A 17,043-nucleotide genomic window follows, 5' to 3' on the forward strand; every position below is an offset into this window, starting at 1 on the left:
GAGGAACGCGATGCCCGCTCTTCCCGAACGCATGCAATCCGGTTCGCCTTATCCGCTAGGCGCCACCTGTGATGGCATGGGCACCAATTTCGCCGTCTTCTCCGCGCATGCGGAGCGTATCGAGCTTTGCCTGTTCGATCCTTCCGGCAAGCGGGAAATCGCCCGGTACGACCTTCCCGAATGCACCGACGAGATCTGGCACGGCTATCTCCCGCGGGTACGTGGCGGCACGCTGTACGGTTTCCGCGCGCATGGTCCCTATCAGCCGGAGGAGGGGCATCGCTTCAATCCCAACAAGCTCCTTCTAGATCCTTACGCGAAACTGCTCCATGGGCAGGTGCGCTGGTCGGACGTGCTGCACGGTTATCGCGTCGCCTCGTCCCGCGCGGATCTCTCGTTCGATCGACGCGACAGTGCGGCGGCTATGCCCAAGGGCGTGGTCGTCGACGAGCCGATGCACTGGAAGGGGGGGCGACGGCCGCATACACCGTGGAACCGCACGGTGGTGTATGAAACCCACCTCAAGGGATTCACCCGTAATCTAAAGCGCATCCGCGCCCACGAGCGCGGCACCTTCATCGCGCTGGCTGATCCCTATGTGATCGATTACCTCGTGAAGCTGGGCGTGACGGCGGTGGAACTGCTTCCGGTACATGCCTACCTCCAGGATCGCCGCCTCACTGAGATGAAGCTGCGTAACTACTGGGGATACAACACCCTGGCGTTCTTCGCTCCTGAACCAGCCTATCTCTCCGAAGGCACGCTCAACGAGATTCGTGCCACGGTGCAGGCGCTGCATGCTGCCGGTATCGAGGTGATCCTCGATGTCGTCTACAACCATACCTGCGAAGGAAGCGAACTCGGCACGACGCTGTCGTTCCGTGGGCTGGACAACAAGAGTTACTACCGGCTGATGCCGGACAACCCGCGCTACTGCATCAACGATACCGGCACTGGCAATACGGTCAATACGGCGCATCCCCGCGTCCTCCAGTTGGTGATGGACTCGCTGCGTTACTGGGTACAGACCTTCCATGTCGACGGGTTCCGTTTCGATCTCGGCGTGAGCCTGGGGCGCGAGGAGCATGGTTTCGATCCTTGTGCCGGCCTGTTCGATGCGATGCGTCAGGATCCAGTGCTCAACGGCGTGAAGTTGATTTCCGAGCCCTGGGATATCGGTCCGGGCGGTTACCAGTTGGGCAATCATCCTCCAGGTTTCGGCGAGTGGAACGGCAAGTTCCGTGACGATGTACGCCGGTTCTGGAAGGGCGATTCGGGCATGCGCGGCACGCTGGCCGGGCGACTTCAGGGGTCGGGCGAACTTTTCGACCATCAGCGTCGCAAGCCTTGGGCATCGGTGAACTTCATCACGGCTCATGACGGCTTTACGCTGGAAGACCTGGTCAGCTACAACGACAAGCACAACGAAGCCAATGGCGAAGACAACCGCGATGGCGGCAACGACAACGAGAGCTACAACCACGGCGTGGAGGGCCCTACGGACGATCCCTCGATCCGCGCCACGCGCGACCGAGTGAAGCGCGCGATGCTGTCGACGATGTTCTTCTCGCACGGCACGCCGATGCTGCTGGGCGGCGACGAATTCGGACGTACGCAGCAGGGCAACAACAACGCCTATTGCCAGGACAACGAATTGTCGTGGTACGACTGGAAGGAGGCCACCTCTGACCAGGGCAAGGAACTCTTCGACTTCGTCGCCCGCCTCGTGCGCCTGCGCGACCTGCATCCGACGCTGAGAGCCGCACACTTCCTGCGCGGGGATACCGAAGTGGTACCCGGCATCAAGGAGGTCAACTGGTTCGACGAAAGCGGTTCGGAAATGAGCCAGGAGACCTGGGGCTATACTGAGGGGCGCCTGTTGGCCCTGCGGCGGGCTCAGTCTCAGGACAAGAAGGCCGACATCACGCTGATCCTCATCAACGGCACGCCGGACATGCACGTCTTCCAGCTTCCGCAGCCGGTGGTCGCGTGGCGAGTGAGGTCGGACAGCGCCAAGCCGGGGGCGTCGGAACGACCCTGGACGGAATCCTCGATCGAGGTGGAAGGGCATAGCGTCGTGCTACTGGCCGCAGCGGTTCGTCTGGAGTCCCCATGAGTGCCCGTTTCGTCCACGCCATGCCCTACGGCGCGAAGCCACTGGGCGACGGGAACGTGCGTTTCCGGTTGTGGGCGCCCGATGTGGATACGGTCGCCATCGAGTGCGAAGGTGGTCATGTTTCGACCATGCGCTCGCTGGACGATGGCTGGTTCGAGTGCGTGTGCCCTGCGCCGGTGGATTCGGGGTATCGGTTCCGCGTGGGTGGCGATCTTCTGGTGCCGGACCCGGCATCGCGTCGCCAACGCGACGGCGACGTGCACGGCTACAGTGTCGTCGTCGATCCCTCGTCCTACGCGTGGCGCCATGTCGACTGGCAGGGCAGGCCCTGGCACGAGACGGTGATCTACGAGCTGCACGTGGGGGCGCTGGGAGGCTATCGCGGTGTCGAAATGGTATTGCCGCACCTTGCGTCCCTTGGGGTTACGGCGGTGGAGCTGATGCCCATCGCGGAGTTTCCCGGCCAGCGCAACTGGGGCTACGATGGCGTGCTGCCGTATGCGCCGTCGGCCGCCTACGGCACGCCAGACGACCTCAAGGCGTTGATCGATACGGCGCACGGCCTGGGCCTGATGGTCTTCCTCGATGTGGTCTACAACCACTTCGGGCCGGAAGGCAATTACCTGGATGCCTACGCCTCGCGCTTCTTCGACGAATCGATCCATACGCCCTGGGGCGCATCGATCGGCGTATCGACGCCCCAGGTGGGGGACTATTTCGTACACAACGCGCTGTACTGGCTCGAGGAATATCGCTTCGACGGGCTGCGTTTCGACGCCGTGCATGCCATCGGCAATCCAGGATGGCTCGGTTCGCTCGCGGCGCGGGTCCACGCGGCGATGGGGCCGGATCGCCATGTGCATCTGGTGCTGGAGAACGAGGCCAACCAGGCCAACCTGCTGGGCCGGGGGCGCTTCGACGCACAATGGAACGATGACTTCCACAATGCGTTGCATGTGCTGCTGACCGGCGAGGACGAAGGGTATTACGCCCACTACGAGTCGGCGATGGACAAGCTCCTAAGGAGCCTGCGCGAAGGTTTCGCCTACCAGGGCGAAACGATGGGCGGAAAGCGTCGCGGCGAACCCAGCGCCCATCTTCCCGCCTCGTGCTTCGTCAACTTTCTGCAAAACCATGACCAGGTCGGGAATCGCGCGTTTGGCGACCGACTGAGCGCGATGGTGCATCCGGAAACGATGGAGGCCGCGCTGGCCCTGTTGCTCCTGGCGCCCTTCGTGCCCTTGCTCTTCATGGGCGAGGAGTGGGGCAGTCGCACGCCGTTCCTGTTCTTCACCGATTTCATCGACGAGCGCTTGCGCAAGGCGGTGCGTGAGGGGCGCCGCAAGGAATTTGCCGCCTTCGCAAGTTTTGCCGGTGAGGACATTCCCGATCCGAACGACGCGGACACCTTCACTGCGTCCATTCCCGAGCGCGACATCGCGCTGGGGGAGGAGCGACGTGCGCTGCTGCGCACGCTTATCGCCGTACGCCAGGAACACGTCGCGCCGTATATCGCACAGGCCTATGGCAAGGACGCCATGGCACTCGGCGAACAGGCCTTTGTCGCGTCGTGGGCGCTGGCCGAACGCAGTTTAACGATCTTCGTCAATCTCGGCGACACGGACGTCACGATCGAACGCACACCATCGTCGTCTGCGGCGTGGCTGCATGGAGATGCCGCCACCGTCGCCGCCCTGTCGCGTGGCCTGCTCCCTGCCCGCCGCGCTGTCGCCTGCCTGGAGTCGTAAGCCGTGAATGCCGCACTCGACGATCGTCTCGCCCTGCTTGCCGAACAGGCGGGCGTCGACGTGCACTGGCGCGATGCGCTGGACCGTCCCCAGTCCACGCCGCCGCATACCTTGCGTGCCGTGCTGGCGGCCCTGGGCTTGCCGGCGGATACGCCGGACGATGTCGAGGATAGCCTGCGGCGGATCGAGGAGGAGCGCAGCGGTCGTTCGCTTCCCCGACTGCTTACCGCCGACGCCGGTGGGGCTATCCAACTGCCGCCGCTGCCGCGTGGACGGGTTTGGAAACTCATCGACGCTGAGGGTACGCGCATCGCCGAAGGCGAATTGCCGTCGGGCGAGGGTCGCCTGCCGGGCCCCGCGACACCCGGCTATTACACCTTGTTGCTGGACGAGCAGGAGGTCGTTGTCGCCGTCGCGCCTCCGCGCGCGCTGGGGATCGGAGATCTTCCGAAGGCTCGGCGACCCTGGGGCGTGGCGGTGCAGATGTCCTCGTTGCGGCGTCCGGGCGACGGGGGCATCGGCGACTTCACCGCGTTGGAGCTCTGTGCTCGAGCGGCGGCGGAGAAGGGCGCCGATGCGTTGGCCATCAGTCCCGTGCATGCGCTGTTCGCCGCGGCCCCCGAGCGCTATAGCCCTTACGCGCCATCCAGCCGTCTGTTCCTCAATGGCCTCTACGTCGATCCGGCACGCACCAGTGGCGAGCAGACCGTGCGCGCGGTGATCGACACGCACAACCTACGCCAGGAGCTGGCCGAACTGGAGTGGCTCGATCTCATCGACTGGCCGCGCGCCGCGCGTGCGCGGATGACGATCCTGCGCTCGGTCTACGAATGGGCGTCGGTGGACTTCAACCATGCCGAACGCTTCGCCACCTTCCGCAAGGAGCAGGGTGAACCCCTTGAGCGCCATGCGCGGTTCGAAGCGTTGCATGCGGATTTCACCGCACACGGTCGACCGGGTGGCTGGCAGGGCTGGCCCTCGGGCTTCCACGATCCGTCGAGCCCCGAGGTGGCCGCCTTCGCCCGCGAACACTCGCGTGAAGTGGCGTTCCATGCCTGGCTTCAATGGCTGGCGGCGCAAGGGCTCATCGATGCGCAGAAAGCCGCGCGCGACGCTGGCATGGCGATCGGCCTGGTGGCTGACCTGGCCGTGGGTGCCGATGCGGGCGGCAGCCATGCCTGGGCGCATCAGGCCGAGATGCTTCGTGGGCTATCGGTCGGCGCGCCGCCGGACGCACTCAATCGCCTCGGCCAGGACTGGGGGCTGACGACGTTTTCGCCCCGCGGCCTGCGCGAAACGGGTTTCAAGGGGTTCATCGGCATGCTGCGCGCGGCTCTGGCCCATGCGGGCGGCGTGCGTATCGACCATGTGCTGGGCCTGAAGCGTCTGTGGATGGTGCCGCATGGCGCAGGCGCCACCGAGGGCGCCTATGTGCGCTATCCGCTGGACGACTTGTTGCGCCTCGTGGCCCTGGAGTCGCACCTGCATCGGGCGATTGTCATCGGCGAAGACCTGGGTACGGTGCCCGCCGATTTCCGCAAGCGTATCGGCGACAAGGGCGTGCTAGGCATCCGCGTGCTCTGGTTCGAGCGCGCGGAGGATGGCGGATTCGTATCGCCGCAAGACTGGTCCGACCATGCGATGGCCACGACCAGTACGCACGACGTGCCCACGGTGGCCGGCTGGTGGAGCGGGCGCGACGTGATCTGGCGCAAGCGTGCTGGCCTTGATGATCCCGCCGTGGACGAGGGCGTGCAGCGCGAGGCGGATCGCCATCGGCTGTGGAGCGCGCTTTGCTCGTCGGGCTCGGCCTGGAACGAGGATTCGCCGCCCTCACCGGACGATATCTCGCCTGTGGTGGTGGCTGCCGCGAAGCATGTGGCGCAGACGCCCGCGCCACTCGCGATCTTCCCGGTCGAGGACATCCTCGGCCTGCACGAGCAACCGAACCTCCCCGGGCCTACCGACGCGATCCATCCCAACTGGCGTCGCCGCATGCCCGATTCGTCGGCGCGGCTGTTCGACGGCCCCATCGCGCATGCGGTGTGCGCCACGATCGACCAGACGCGGAACCGGACGTGAGCCCGCCGCGCGCCTTGGCGCGCCTGCAATTCCATGCGGGCTTTACCTTCGACGATGCCGTGCGCGTGGTGGATTACTACGCGCGGCTCGGGGTGAGTCATCTCTATGCTTCGCCGATCCTGCGAGCCCGCGCGGGATCCACGCATGGCTACGACGTCGTCGATTGCCACCAGGTCAATCCGGAGATCGGTGGCGAGGAAGGGTTGCGTCGGCTGGTCGCTGCGTTGCGTGCGCAGGGCATGGGCCTGGTGGTGGACATCGTGCCAAACCATATGGGCGTCGGACCCGAAAACGCCTGGTGGATGGACGTGCTTCGCCATGGCCGTGACAGCCGTTACGCGGGTCATTTCGACATCGACTGGCAGTCGCCCGATCCACTGCTGCGCGGGCGCCTGCTGCTTCCGATACTCGGAGCGGGCTACGATGCCACCCTGCGCGAAGGGCATCTGCGCCTGGCGCGTCACCGCGGCGAATGGACGCTACGTCTCTATGACGATCACCTGCCACTGTCGCCTGCCTCGACTCGAGACCTGGGCGACGATGCCATCGCGACGCACGATCCGTCGATCGACGAGGGTAGGGCGCAACTGTATGCATTGATCGAGAGGCAGCACTATCGCCTGGCCTTCTGGAAGCTGGCCAGCGACATGGTCAACTACCGTCGTTTCTTCGACATCAACGAACTGGCCGGCCTGCGCATCGAACGCACGGCGGTGTTCGAGGACACCCATCGCACGATCTTCCGCCTCTACGCGGAAGGACTCATCGACGGCGTGCGCTGCGACCATGTCGATGGCCTGGCCGATCCGCGCCGCTACTGTCGGCAACTGCGTCACCGCTTCGACCGACTGCGCTCGCAGCGACCGAAGGACGCATGGCCCGGTGGCGCCTACGTCGTGGTGGAGAAGATCCTCGCCGACGACGAGCGACTGCGGATCGACTGGCGCGTGGACGGCACGACTGGCTACGAGTTCATGGACCAGGTCTCGGCCGTGCTGCATGACGAGGCGGGCGAAGCACCACTCACCGGCTTGTGGCGAAAATTGACCGGTGAGGCCGCCGACTTCGCGACGCAGGCTGTGCGGGCGCGCCGGCAGATCCTGGTCGACAGTTTCGAGTCGGAGCTGGATCGCACGGCGAGGGCGTTGTTCGCTTCGGCGCGTGCCGCCGTGGCGACGCGCGACGTTTCGCTGGCCGCGATCCGTCGCGTCCTCGTGGAACTGCTCGTGCACTTTCCTGTGTATCGCACCTATGCCGGTGGCACCGGCCGCGACGCCTTCGACGAGGCGATCTTCGCTCGGGCGGTGGAAGGCGCGTTACGCACGCTGCGCGGCGAGGATGCCGATCTGCTGCATCTGGTGGCGGCATGGCTGGGTGGCGAGGCGCCGCGTTCGCTGCCGCCCGGGCCCGTGCGGCGTGCCCGCGAACGGGCCATCTCGGTATTCCAGCAGGCGACTTCGCCCGTGGCGGCCAAGGCGGTCGAGGACACTGCTGGCTATCGCTACGGTCGATTGCTGTCACGTAACGAGGTGGGCGTGGATGCTGCGCGACTCGCCTTGTCGCCCGAGGATTTCCATCGCCATGCGGTCGAACGGGCGGCGACGTTTCCGCATGCGCTGCTGTCCACCGCCACACATGATCATAAGCGCGGCGAAGACCTGCGCGCACGCCTGGCGGTGTTGTCCGAGGTGGCCGGCCGCTGGGTGCCGACCGTGGAGCGCTGGCGGATGCGTCATGACACCTTCCGCCAGCGCGCGGATGGACGCATGGCGCCATCGGCCGCCGACGAACTGATGCTGTACCAGATGCTCGTGGGGGCATGGCCGCTGGATCTCCGTGTGGACGACGAGGACGGGCTGGAAGCATTTGCCACCCGGATTGCCGCGTGGCAGCGCAAGGCCCTGCGCGAAGCCAAGCGCTGGACGCGCTGGACCTCGCCCAATGAACCCTACGAGGACGCCTGCGAGGACTTCCTCCGGGCCATGTTGTCGGGGGAGGCGGCGGCCGAACTTCGCGCGTTCGCCGACTACATCGCGGCACCGGGGGCGGCGAATGGCCTGGCCCAGGCGGTGTTGCGGATGACCATGCCGGGCATACCCGATCTCTACCAGGGCACCGAGTACTGGGATTTCAGCCTGGTGGATCCCGACAACCGGCGCCCCGTGGACTTCGCGGCGCACTCCGCCTCGCTGGCCCGGGACCCGGTGCCGCGGGAGGCGTTGGCGGACTGGCGGGGTGGCGTCATCAAGCAGTCGGTGATCCGCCGGTTGCTCTGCCTGAGGAAGACGCATCCGGCTTTGTTCGCCCAGGGTGGCTATCGCCCGGTCGAGGCGAAAGGGCCGGCGGCAGCGCATGTGCTCGCCTTCGTCCGCGAGCATCGGGGGCGGATGCTGTTCGTCGCCGTGGGGCGCCATCTTGCCGGGTGGCTCGCGGGCACGGATGGGCCCGGCGTGCCCAAGACCCACTGGGAAGGGACGACATTCGAATTGCCCGGACGGAACTGGGCGGGCGTCCTGACGGATGGGGTGCTCGACGGCGGCACGGTGCTGGCGGCGGATATCTTCGCCGGGCTACCCGTGGCGGCATGGTGGGGAGAGGTTCTGTCCGAGCCCCGCAGGGGGCGGCCGGGCGGCCACGCGTAACGGGAGCCGACTTACCACGCGCTCAGGCAGGTGTCCACGGCGATATCATGCCGGTTTCCCGAGCGAGGTATTCCCATGGCCCATCCGACGGTTGTCCCCGTCCTTACCATCGACGGGCCTTCCGGGTCCGGCAAGGGGACCATCAGCCGCCTCGTGGCCGAGCAGCTCGGCTGGCACCTGCTGGATTCCGGCGCCCTCTACCGGGCCGTGGGCTACGCGGCGGGCGAGCAGGGCATCGACTTGTCGGACGTGGATGCTGTCACCCGCTGCGCCCAGGCCGTGAAGATCCGCTTCCAGGCCAGTCCCGACGGCGGTGAGACGCATGTGCTGGTCAACGGCCACGACGCCACGGACGAGCTGCGCACGGAAACGGCTGGCGCGGCCGCTTCGGCTATCGCCGTGATCCCCTCCGTCAGGCAGGCCCTGGTGGACCTCCAACTGGCCTTCCGCAAGGCTCCGGGCCTGGTCGCGGACGGCCGCGACATGGGTACGGTGATCTTCCCGGACGCCGCCCACAAGGTATTCCTTACGGCCAGCGCGGTCGAGCGGGCGAAAAGGCGCTATAAGCAGTTGAAGGATAAGGGGCTGAGCGTTACACTTGCAGGCCTCCAACGGGAAATCGAGGCGCGCGACGAGCGTGATGCGTCGCGGGCGGTCGCCCCGTTGAAGCCCGCCGAGGGCGCCGTGGTAGTCGATACCACCGGCATGCCCATCGAGGTGGTGGTGGCAAAGGTTTTCGCCGTGGTGCGTCCCTGACGCATCCGGCACAACGCTCGTGCGGTACGCACGGGTTCTTGGCAACGGTGCCGGGGGGCACACTTGATATCTCCCCTGAGCACCCACAACCGGTGGGTCCCCTGACCGCTCGCGTTCAAGAAGCACGCCTGCGCCGGGTACGACCTTTCATAACCCTGGAATCAACATGACTGAAAGTTTTGCCGAACTGTTTGAACAGAGCCAGCAGGCCATTTCGAAGCTGAAGCCCGGCTCCATCGTCACCGGTATCGTTGTGGAAATCCGCAACGACGTGGTGGTGATCAACGCCGGCCTGAAGAGCGAAGGCATCGTTCCGATCGAGCAGTTCAAGGACGAGAACGGCGCTCTCGAAGTGGAAGTGGGCGACGAAGTCAAGGTCGCGCTCGACGCGCTCGAAGACGGCTTCGGCGAGACCAAGCTCTCCCGCGAGAAGGCCAAGCGTTCGATGGTGTGGGACGACCTCGAGCAGGCGTTCGACAAGGAAGAGACCATCACCGGCAAGATCTCCGGCAAGGTCAAGGGCGGCTTCACCGTCGACATCAAGGACGTCCGCGCGTTCCTGCCGGGCTCCCTGGTCGACGTGCGTCCGGTCCGTGACCCGGTCTACCTCGAGGGCAAGGACCTCGAGTTCAAGATCATCAAGCTCGACCGCAAGCGCAACAACGTGGTCGTCAGCCGCCGCGCCGTCGTCGAGACCGAGTTCTCCGAAGAGCGCGAGAAGCTGCTCGAGCGCCTCACCGAGGGTGCGGTCGTCAAGGGTGTGGTCAAGAACCTCACCGATTACGGCGCGTTCGTGGACCTCGGCGGCATCGACGGCCTGCTGCACATCACCGATATGGCGTGGAAGCGCGTGCGTCACCCGTCGGAAGTGGTCAACGTCGGCGACGAGCTGGACGTCCGCGTCCTCAAGTACGACCGCGAGCGCAACCGCGTCTCGCTCGGCCTGAAGCAGCTCGGCGACGATCCGTGGGTCGCCATCGCCCGCCGCTACCCGGTCGGCAGCCGCCTGTTCGGCAAGGTCTCCAACGTCACCGATTACGGCTGCTTCGTCGAGATCGAGCCGGGCGTCGAAGGCCTGGTGCACGTCTCCGAAATGGACTGGACCAACAAGAACGTCAACCCGGCCAAGGTCGTGCAGGTCGGTGACGAGACCGAAGTCATGGTCCTCGACGTGGATGAAGAGCGTCGCCGCATCTCCCTGGGCATCAAGCAGACCCGCTCGAACCCGTGGGAAGCCTTCGCCGCCATGCACAAGAAGGGCGACAAGGTCTCCGGCCAGATCAAGTCGATCACCGATTTCGGTATCTTCATCGGTCTCGAAGGCGGCATCGACGGTCTCGTCCACCTGTCCGACATCTCGTGGCAGGCCTCGGGTGAAGACCTCGTCCGCAACTTCAAGAAGGGCGATGAAGTCGAGGCCGTGGTCCTGGCTGTCGATCCGGAGCGTGAGCGCATCTCCCTCGGCATCAAGCAGATGGAGCAGGATCCGTTCGGCCAGTTCATGGCCACGAATCCGCGCGGCACGGTCCTGAACGGTACGGTCAAGGAAGTCGATGCCAAGGGTGCCGTGATCGACCTGGGCGAAGGCGTCGAGGGTTACCTCCGCGCCAACGACATCGCCAAGGAGCGTGTGGAAGACGCCACGCAGCACCTGAAGGTCGGCGACAAGGTCGAAGCCAAGTTCACCGGCATGGATCGCAAGGGCCGTCAGCTGCAGCTGTCGATCCGCGCGAAGGACGAGGAAGAGCTGGCCGACACCATGGCCGACTACCAGTCCGCTGCCGGCGGCACGACCAAGCTCGGCGCGCTCCTCAAGGAGCAGATGAACAAGGCCGACTAATTGGCCTGATCGTCGGAAGAGGGGCGGTTCGCCGCCCCTCTTCTTGTGGGAAACAGGTTTCGAGCCTCAGCTTTAAAGAAAAATCAGGGGACCCATGACAAAGTCGGAACTCATCGAGGCGCTGGCGCGGCGCCAGACCCACCTTGCCTTCAGCGACGTGGAACTTGCCGTCAAGAGCGTGCTCGAGCAGATGAGCCTTGCCCTGTCCACGGGCGAGCGCATCGAGATCCGCGGCTTCGGTAGCTTTGCATTGCACTTCCGTCCGCCGCGCATGGGGCGCAACCCCAAGACGGGCGAGGCCGTGGCCCTCCCGGGCAAGCACGTCCCGCACTTCAAGCCAGGAAAGGAATTGCGCGAACGCGTGAACCTCGCCATGGAAAACGACGCCGCGCTTTGACGCGGCGTTTTTTTTGGCGGGCAGGGTGGCTCGAAACCTTTTGGCCATCCGCAGGGACTCACGCTGCATGCCTTTCGCTTCCAACCTGTACGAATTCGTAATTCCCGCACACCACGTCATTCATGATTCGGGTACAGTCGCCGGATGCGTCTGATCGCCATCATCTTCCTGTTGTTGTTCATCGCCGCCGGCATCGTTTTCGGCGCGTTGAACGCCGACCTCGTGCCGTTCGATTTCGGTTTCGCTCGTGGCTCCGTACCGAAGGGCGCGGCCATGCTGGTCGCCCTGCTGGTGGGTTGGATCCTGGGCGGCATCACCGCATGGCTGGGCACATCCTGGGCTAACCAGCGCAAACGTCGCCGGGCCCTGGGGGATCGCAAGGCAGGCAGCGCGAAGACCGCATGAATCCGATCTGGCTGCTGGCGCTGGTTCCCCCGCTGGCTTTCGCTACCGGTTGGTGGATGGCCCGCCGAACTCACACGCGCCGTTCCGGCGATCGTGTCAACGAGCTTTCCTCCGACTACTTCCGAGGCCTGAACTATCTGCTCAACGAGGAGCAGGACAAGGCGCTCGAGGTCTTCCTGCGGTTGGCCGAATACAACCGCGATACCGTCGAGACGCATCTGGCCCTGGGCAACCTGTTCCGCAAGCGGGGCGAGGTCGACCGCGCGATTCGCCTGCACCAGCACCTGGTATCGCGCCAGGGGCTTTCCGATGAAATGAAGACGGTGGCACTCCTCGAGCTTGGTGAGGACTACATGCGCGCCGGCCTGCTCGATCGCGCCGAAACGCTGTTTTCCGATCTGGTGGCCATGGATGCCCTGGCACCCTCGGCGCTGCGCCATCTCATCGCGATCTATCAGCACGAGCGCGAGTGGCACAAGGCGATCGACCACGCACGCCGCCTCGAGGCGATGACCGGCGAGGATGAGTCGGCCATGATCGCCCAGTTCTATTGCGAGCTGGCCGAACAATCGCGGCAGCACGGTGCGCGCACGGAGGCTCGCGACTACGTGCGCGAGGCGTTCTCCTGCCAGGCCGATTGCGTGCGCGCCCACATGATCGCCGGCCGGCTTTCGTCCGAGGATGACGACATGCCTGGCGCGATTGCCTCCTACGAGGCTGCCATCGACGCCGACATCGCCTTCGTGCCGGAAATCTTGCCTCCGCTTCTCAACTGCTACGCACGCTCGCAGCAGATGGATCGTGCGGAGGATTTCCTTCGCGAGATCATGCAGCGCTACCACGGCATCTCCCCGGTGCTGGCCCTGACCCGGCTTTACGAGGGCAGGGACGGTGAGCGCACCGCCATCGACTTCCTCACCGGCCAGCTGCGCAAGCGTCCTTCCGTGCGCGGCCTCATGGCGCTCATCGATGCGACCATGGACAAGGTGTCCGGTGAAGCGAGGGAGAACTACCTGATTCTTCGCGACCTGACCCGCAAGTTGCTGGAAGGGCAGGCCATGTACCGATGCAGCCGATGCGGCTTCGGCGCGAAGGCGCACCACTGGCAGTGCCCCAGTTGCAAGAGCTGGGGTAGCGTTCGGCCCATCCATGGTGTCGCCAACGAATGATCCTTCCCCTCATGAACGGCACGCAGGCCCTGGCCGGCTACACCGTCCTCGCCCTGGTCGTTTCCCTTGCGTGTGTCCGCGTGGCCATCGCCTATGCCCATCGCAGGGGCATGCTCGACACCCCCGGGCACCGTCGGTCGCACACGATCCCCACGCCGCGCGGAGGAGGCATCGGTATTGTTATCGGTGCCCTGGTGGGCATGCCGTCGGCGTTGCTGCTCCTGCCCCAATCCCCGGGCGTGCCGGTCGTCGCCGCGTTTACCGTGGCCACCATCGCGGTCGCGGCGATCGGCTGGCTGGACGACCATGGTTCCTTGCCGATCCGGTCTCGCCTGCTCATCCAGCTCGCCGCGACCCTGCTGCTCTGCGTGGCCGTGGCGTCGGGCACGGCGAGCCTGTGGTGGGCCGTACCGCTGCTGGTCGCCGGGGTATGGTGCATCAACCTGCATAATTTCATGGATGGCATCGATGGGCTGGCCGCCCAGCAGGCCATGTTCTTCGGTGCTGCCAGCGCCGCCCTGGCCTGGGGCGCGGGGACGGTCGCCATCACTGGCGCCGGACTGTCGATGGCCGCGGCAGCGGCCGGTTTCTGGTGGTTCAACCGCTCGCCAGCTCGGATTTTCATGGGTGACGTGGGTAGCGGCACCCTGGGTTTGCTGGTTTTCGCCCTGACAGCGATGCTCTGGGTCTTTCGCACGAACTTGCTGTGGCCGGTCCTCATCCTGTCATCGGCCTTCGTCATCGACGCCACCTTGACGCTGCTCGTGCGAATGCTGCGCGGTGCGCGCTGGTACACTCCGCATCGCGAGCATCTCTATCAGTGGCTCGTGAGACGAGGATCGTCACACCGGCGGGTGGCCCTGGGCTACCTGGCATGGAACGTTCTGGTCTGCGTTCCCATCGCATGGATCGCGTTCCGCCTCCCTCAGGCGGCACCCTGGTGCTTCGTGGCAACGTATGTGGTAGGGGCAGCGGTCTGGCGTACTGGCAAGCGATATGGCTTGCGTCGAAGGGAGCGACATGTTTCTCCGTAAGTTCATCGGCATCATCCATCCTCGTACGGCCGTGGTCGCTCACGACCTGGCCATGGCGGCGCTCGCCTGGTGGATCGCCAAATCCCTGCGCTACGCGCTGATGCCCGAACTGGCCCCGGTCACCTACCTGCCGATGGAGTTCCCCATCGTGCTGTTGGTGCAGGGCGCCGTCTTCAACTGGACCGGCCTGTACAAGGGCGTCTGGCGCTTCGCGAGCCTGCCCGACCTGTGGAACATCATCCGTGCGACGGTGATCGGTTCCCTGATCATCGGCTTGGCGATGGTCATGTACTCGCGGCTCGATGGCGTGCCGCGCTCGGTGTTGCTGGTCTACCCGGTGGTGCTGGTCGTCCTGCTCGGCCTGCCGCGACTCAGCTATCGCTTCTGGAAGGACAGCCGCATCGACCTGTTCCAGTCGGTGCCAAGCAAGCGCGTGCTGATCGTCGGTGCGGATCGTGCGGGCGATGCGCTGGCGCGCGACCTGCGTCGCGACAGCCGCTACAGCGTGATCGGCTTCGTCGACGACAACACGGCCCTGCGCGGCGCGCAGATCGGTGGCGTGCCGGTGCTCGGCACCATCGACCAACTGGCTGAGTTGTCGCGTGCCGTGGCCGTGCAGATGCTGCTGATCGCCGTACCGGGCGCGAGCACGGCACAGATGCGCCGCATCGTGTCCTATTGCGAAAGCACGGGCCTGCCGTTCCGCACCGTTCCCCGCCTCGAGGACGTCGTGGCGGGGCGTGCCCAGTTCAACGAGATCAAGGAAGTCGCCATCGAGGATCTCCTCGGGCGCGACGCCGTGGAGCTGGATTGGACCGCCATCCGCGAGAACGTCAGCGGACGTCGTGTGCTGGTCACCGGCGGTGGCGGATCGATCGGTTCGGAACTGTGCCGCCAGGTCGCGCGACTGGGTGCCCAGTCGCTCACCGTCGTGGAAATGTCCGAATACAACCTCTACCGGATCGGCCAAGAACTGACCTCGGCGTATCCGGAGCTGATCTTCAACGGCGTGCTGGCGGATGCCCGCGAGGCCGTGGCGATTAATCGCCTGTTCGAGGAAACCCAGCCGCAGATCGTGTTCCACGCTTCGGCCTACAAGCATGTGCCGATGTTGCAGGGTCAGTTGCGCGAGGCCTTCCGCAACAACGTGATGGGAACGCGCGTGGTGGCCAGTGCGGCCGTGCGCTGCGGTGTCGAGTCGTTTGTGCTGATCTCCACCGACAAGGCGGTGAACCCGACCTCCGTCATGGGTGCCTGCAAGCGCATGGCCGAGATCTGGTGCCAGAACCTCGCCGCACACACCTCTACACGTTTCATTACCGTCCGCTTCGGTAACGTGCTGGACTCGGCCGGCTCGGTGGTTCCGCTGTTCCGCAGGCAGATCCGCCAGGGCGGTCCGGTGACGATCACGCATCCGGAGATTTCGCGCTACTTCATGACGATTCCCGAAGCCTGCCAGCTCATCCTGCAGGCGGCGAGCCTCGGAAAGGGCGGCGAGATCTTCGCGCTCGACATGGGCGACCCGGTCAAGATCCACGACCTCGCCGAGCAGATGATCCGTCTTGCCGGCAAACGGCCGGGCTCGGATATCCAGATCGTGTATACCGGCCTGCGTTCCGGCGAAAAATTGTTCGAAGAGCTGTTCCACCCCCTGGAGAACTACAAGAGCACGACCCACGCCAAGATTTTCCAGGCCCAGCACCGACAGGTGTCCTGGGAGCTGCTGCAAACCCAGCTGGCCCGGGCCGAAGAGGCCGTGGCGCAGTTCGATGAAGAAACCCTGCGCCGCTGCGTGTCGCAACTGCTGCCGTCCTTTCGCTGGACCGAGTCGCAGACCGACAACGTCGTGCCGCTACGACGCAACGAGAACGGAGACAACGCATGACCCAACCCCTGCGCACGGTCGTATTTCCGGTGGCTGGCCTCGGTACGCGATTCTTGCCCGCGACCAAGGTGGTAGCCAAGGAAATGCTCCCGGTACTCGACCGCCCGCTGATCCAGTACGCCGTGGACGAGGCCGTCGATGCCGGTGCCGACACGCTGGTGTTCGTCACCAACCGCTACAAGCACGCGATCGCCGACTACTTCGACAAGGCCTACGAACTCGAGGCCAAGCTGGCGGAGAAGCACAAGGAAGAACTGCTCAAGATCCTCCGCGACATCCTGCCGAGCCACGTGCGCTGCATCTTCGTCACCCAGCCCGAAGCCCTTGGCCTCGGCGACGCGGTGCGCCGTGCCTCGTCGGTGGTGCAGGGCGAGCGCTTCGGCGTGATGCTGCCGGACGACCTGATCTGGAACAAAGGCAAGGGCGCGCTGCGCCAGATGGCCGAAGCCGCCGCCGCTCATGGCGCTGGCGTGATCGCCGTCGAGGAAGTGCCGGAGAAGGACACCGACAAGTACGGCATCGTCGACGCCACCCAGAAGCTGGACGACCGCTCGTCGGTCATCAAGCACATGGTCGAGAAGCCCAAGCCGGCCGATGCGCCGTCGAATCTCGCCGTGGTCGGTCGCTACGTGCTGCCCACCGCGATCTTCGACTATCTGGAGAAGACCACGCCGGGTGCGGGCGGCGAGATCCAGCTGACCGACGCCATCGAAAACCTGCTCAAGGACGGCGGCAAGGTGCTCGCCTACCGTTTCGAGGGCACGCGTTTCGACTGCGGCAACAAGGCGGGACTGGTCCGCGCCACCATGGCGATGGCCCTGGAAGACCCCAAGCTGGCGCCGATCGTGCGCGAGTTCGCCAACAAGGCCTGACGCGGTCGACATCGTCGCGAAAGCGTCCATTCGGAAGGCCCGCATCTTGCGGGCCTTCCGTTTTTGCGGACGGGTTCTCCGAAAAAACGGACCCGTA

At 65.3% G+C, this 17,043-nt stretch carries 12 protein-coding genes; all 12 read left to right on the forward strand.

Annotated features, from left to right (window positions below):
• Positions 1 to 10 precede the first annotated feature (10 nt).
• The 12 genes from glgX (at position 11) to GAK28_RS12440 (ending at position 16,946) form a co-directional block, all read left to right on the forward strand.
• Positions 11 to 2,116 carry a glycogen debranching protein GlgX gene (glgX, locus tag GAK28_RS12385; RefSeq protein WP_291779315.1) on the forward strand — a complete coding sequence of 702 codons (2,106 nt, stop codon included), beginning with the start codon at positions 11 to 13 and terminating at the stop codon, positions 2,114 to 2,116.
• Positions 2,113 to 3,864: a malto-oligosyltrehalose trehalohydrolase gene (gene treZ / locus GAK28_RS12390; RefSeq protein ID WP_291779318.1), complete on the forward strand. Its 1,752-nt coding sequence runs from the start codon at positions 2,113 to 2,115 to the stop codon at positions 3,862 to 3,864. The genes glgX and treZ overlap by 4 nt, the downstream gene beginning before the upstream one ends.
• Positions 3,865 to 3,867: 3 nt before the next feature.
• Positions 3,868 to 5,946, forward strand: a complete 2,079-nt coding sequence (gene malQ / locus GAK28_RS12395) for a 4-alpha-glucanotransferase (RefSeq protein ID WP_291779321.1) — start codon at positions 3,868 to 3,870, stop codon at positions 5,944 to 5,946.
• Complete coding sequence (gene treY / locus GAK28_RS12400) at positions 5,943 to 8,588, forward strand: malto-oligosyltrehalose synthase (protein ID WP_291779324.1); 2,646 nt, start codon at positions 5,943 to 5,945, stop codon at positions 8,586 to 8,588. Before malQ ends, treY begins: the two co-directional genes overlap by 4 nt.
• Before the next feature lie 75 nt (positions 8,589 to 8,663).
• Positions 8,664 to 9,344, forward strand: coding sequence for a (d)CMP kinase (gene cmk / locus GAK28_RS12405; protein ID WP_291779327.1), 681 nt, complete (start codon positions 8,664 to 8,666; stop codon positions 9,342 to 9,344).
• A gap of 166 nt (positions 9,345 to 9,510) precedes the next feature.
• Positions 9,511 to 11,184 carry a 30S ribosomal protein S1 gene (gene rpsA / locus GAK28_RS12410; protein WP_291779330.1) on the forward strand — a complete coding sequence of 558 codons (1,674 nt, stop codon included), beginning with the start codon at positions 9,511 to 9,513 and terminating at the stop codon, positions 11,182 to 11,184.
• A 94-nt stretch (positions 11,185 to 11,278) separates the two neighbouring features.
• On the forward strand, positions 11,279 to 11,581 hold the full coding sequence (locus tag GAK28_RS12415) for an integration host factor subunit beta (RefSeq protein ID WP_291779333.1): 303 nt from the start codon (positions 11,279 to 11,281) through the stop codon (positions 11,579 to 11,581).
• A gap of 144 nt (positions 11,582 to 11,725) precedes the next feature.
• A complete protein-coding gene (locus tag GAK28_RS12420; protein ID WP_291779336.1) occupies positions 11,726 to 11,986 on the forward strand; it encodes a LapA family protein in 261 nt (86 codons plus the stop codon).
• Entirely contained in the window at positions 11,983 to 13,155 is a 1,173-nt protein-coding gene (lapB, locus tag GAK28_RS12425) for a lipopolysaccharide assembly protein LapB (protein ID WP_291779339.1), read from the forward strand. The genes GAK28_RS12420 and lapB overlap by 4 nt, the downstream gene beginning before the upstream one ends.
• Positions 13,152 to 14,189, forward strand: coding sequence for a glycosyltransferase family 4 protein (locus GAK28_RS12430; RefSeq protein WP_291779343.1), 1,038 nt, complete (start codon positions 13,152 to 13,154; stop codon positions 14,187 to 14,189). The genes lapB and GAK28_RS12430 overlap by 4 nt, the downstream gene beginning before the upstream one ends.
• Entirely contained in the window at positions 14,176 to 16,074 is a 1,899-nt protein-coding gene (locus GAK28_RS12435; protein WP_291779346.1) for a nucleoside-diphosphate sugar epimerase/dehydratase, read from the forward strand. Before GAK28_RS12430 ends, GAK28_RS12435 begins: the two co-directional genes overlap by 14 nt.
• The gene (locus tag GAK28_RS12440) at positions 16,071 to 16,946 is read left to right on the forward strand and encodes a UTP--glucose-1-phosphate uridylyltransferase (protein WP_291779349.1); all 876 of its coding nucleotides are present in this window, start codon (positions 16,071 to 16,073) and stop codon (positions 16,944 to 16,946) included. Before GAK28_RS12435 ends, GAK28_RS12440 begins: the two co-directional genes overlap by 4 nt.
• Positions 16,947 to 17,043: the final 97 nt, after the last annotated feature.

The organism is Luteibacter sp. (genome assembly GCF_009912395.1).
GTDB lineage: Bacteria > Pseudomonadota > Gammaproteobacteria > Xanthomonadales > Rhodanobacteraceae > Luteibacter.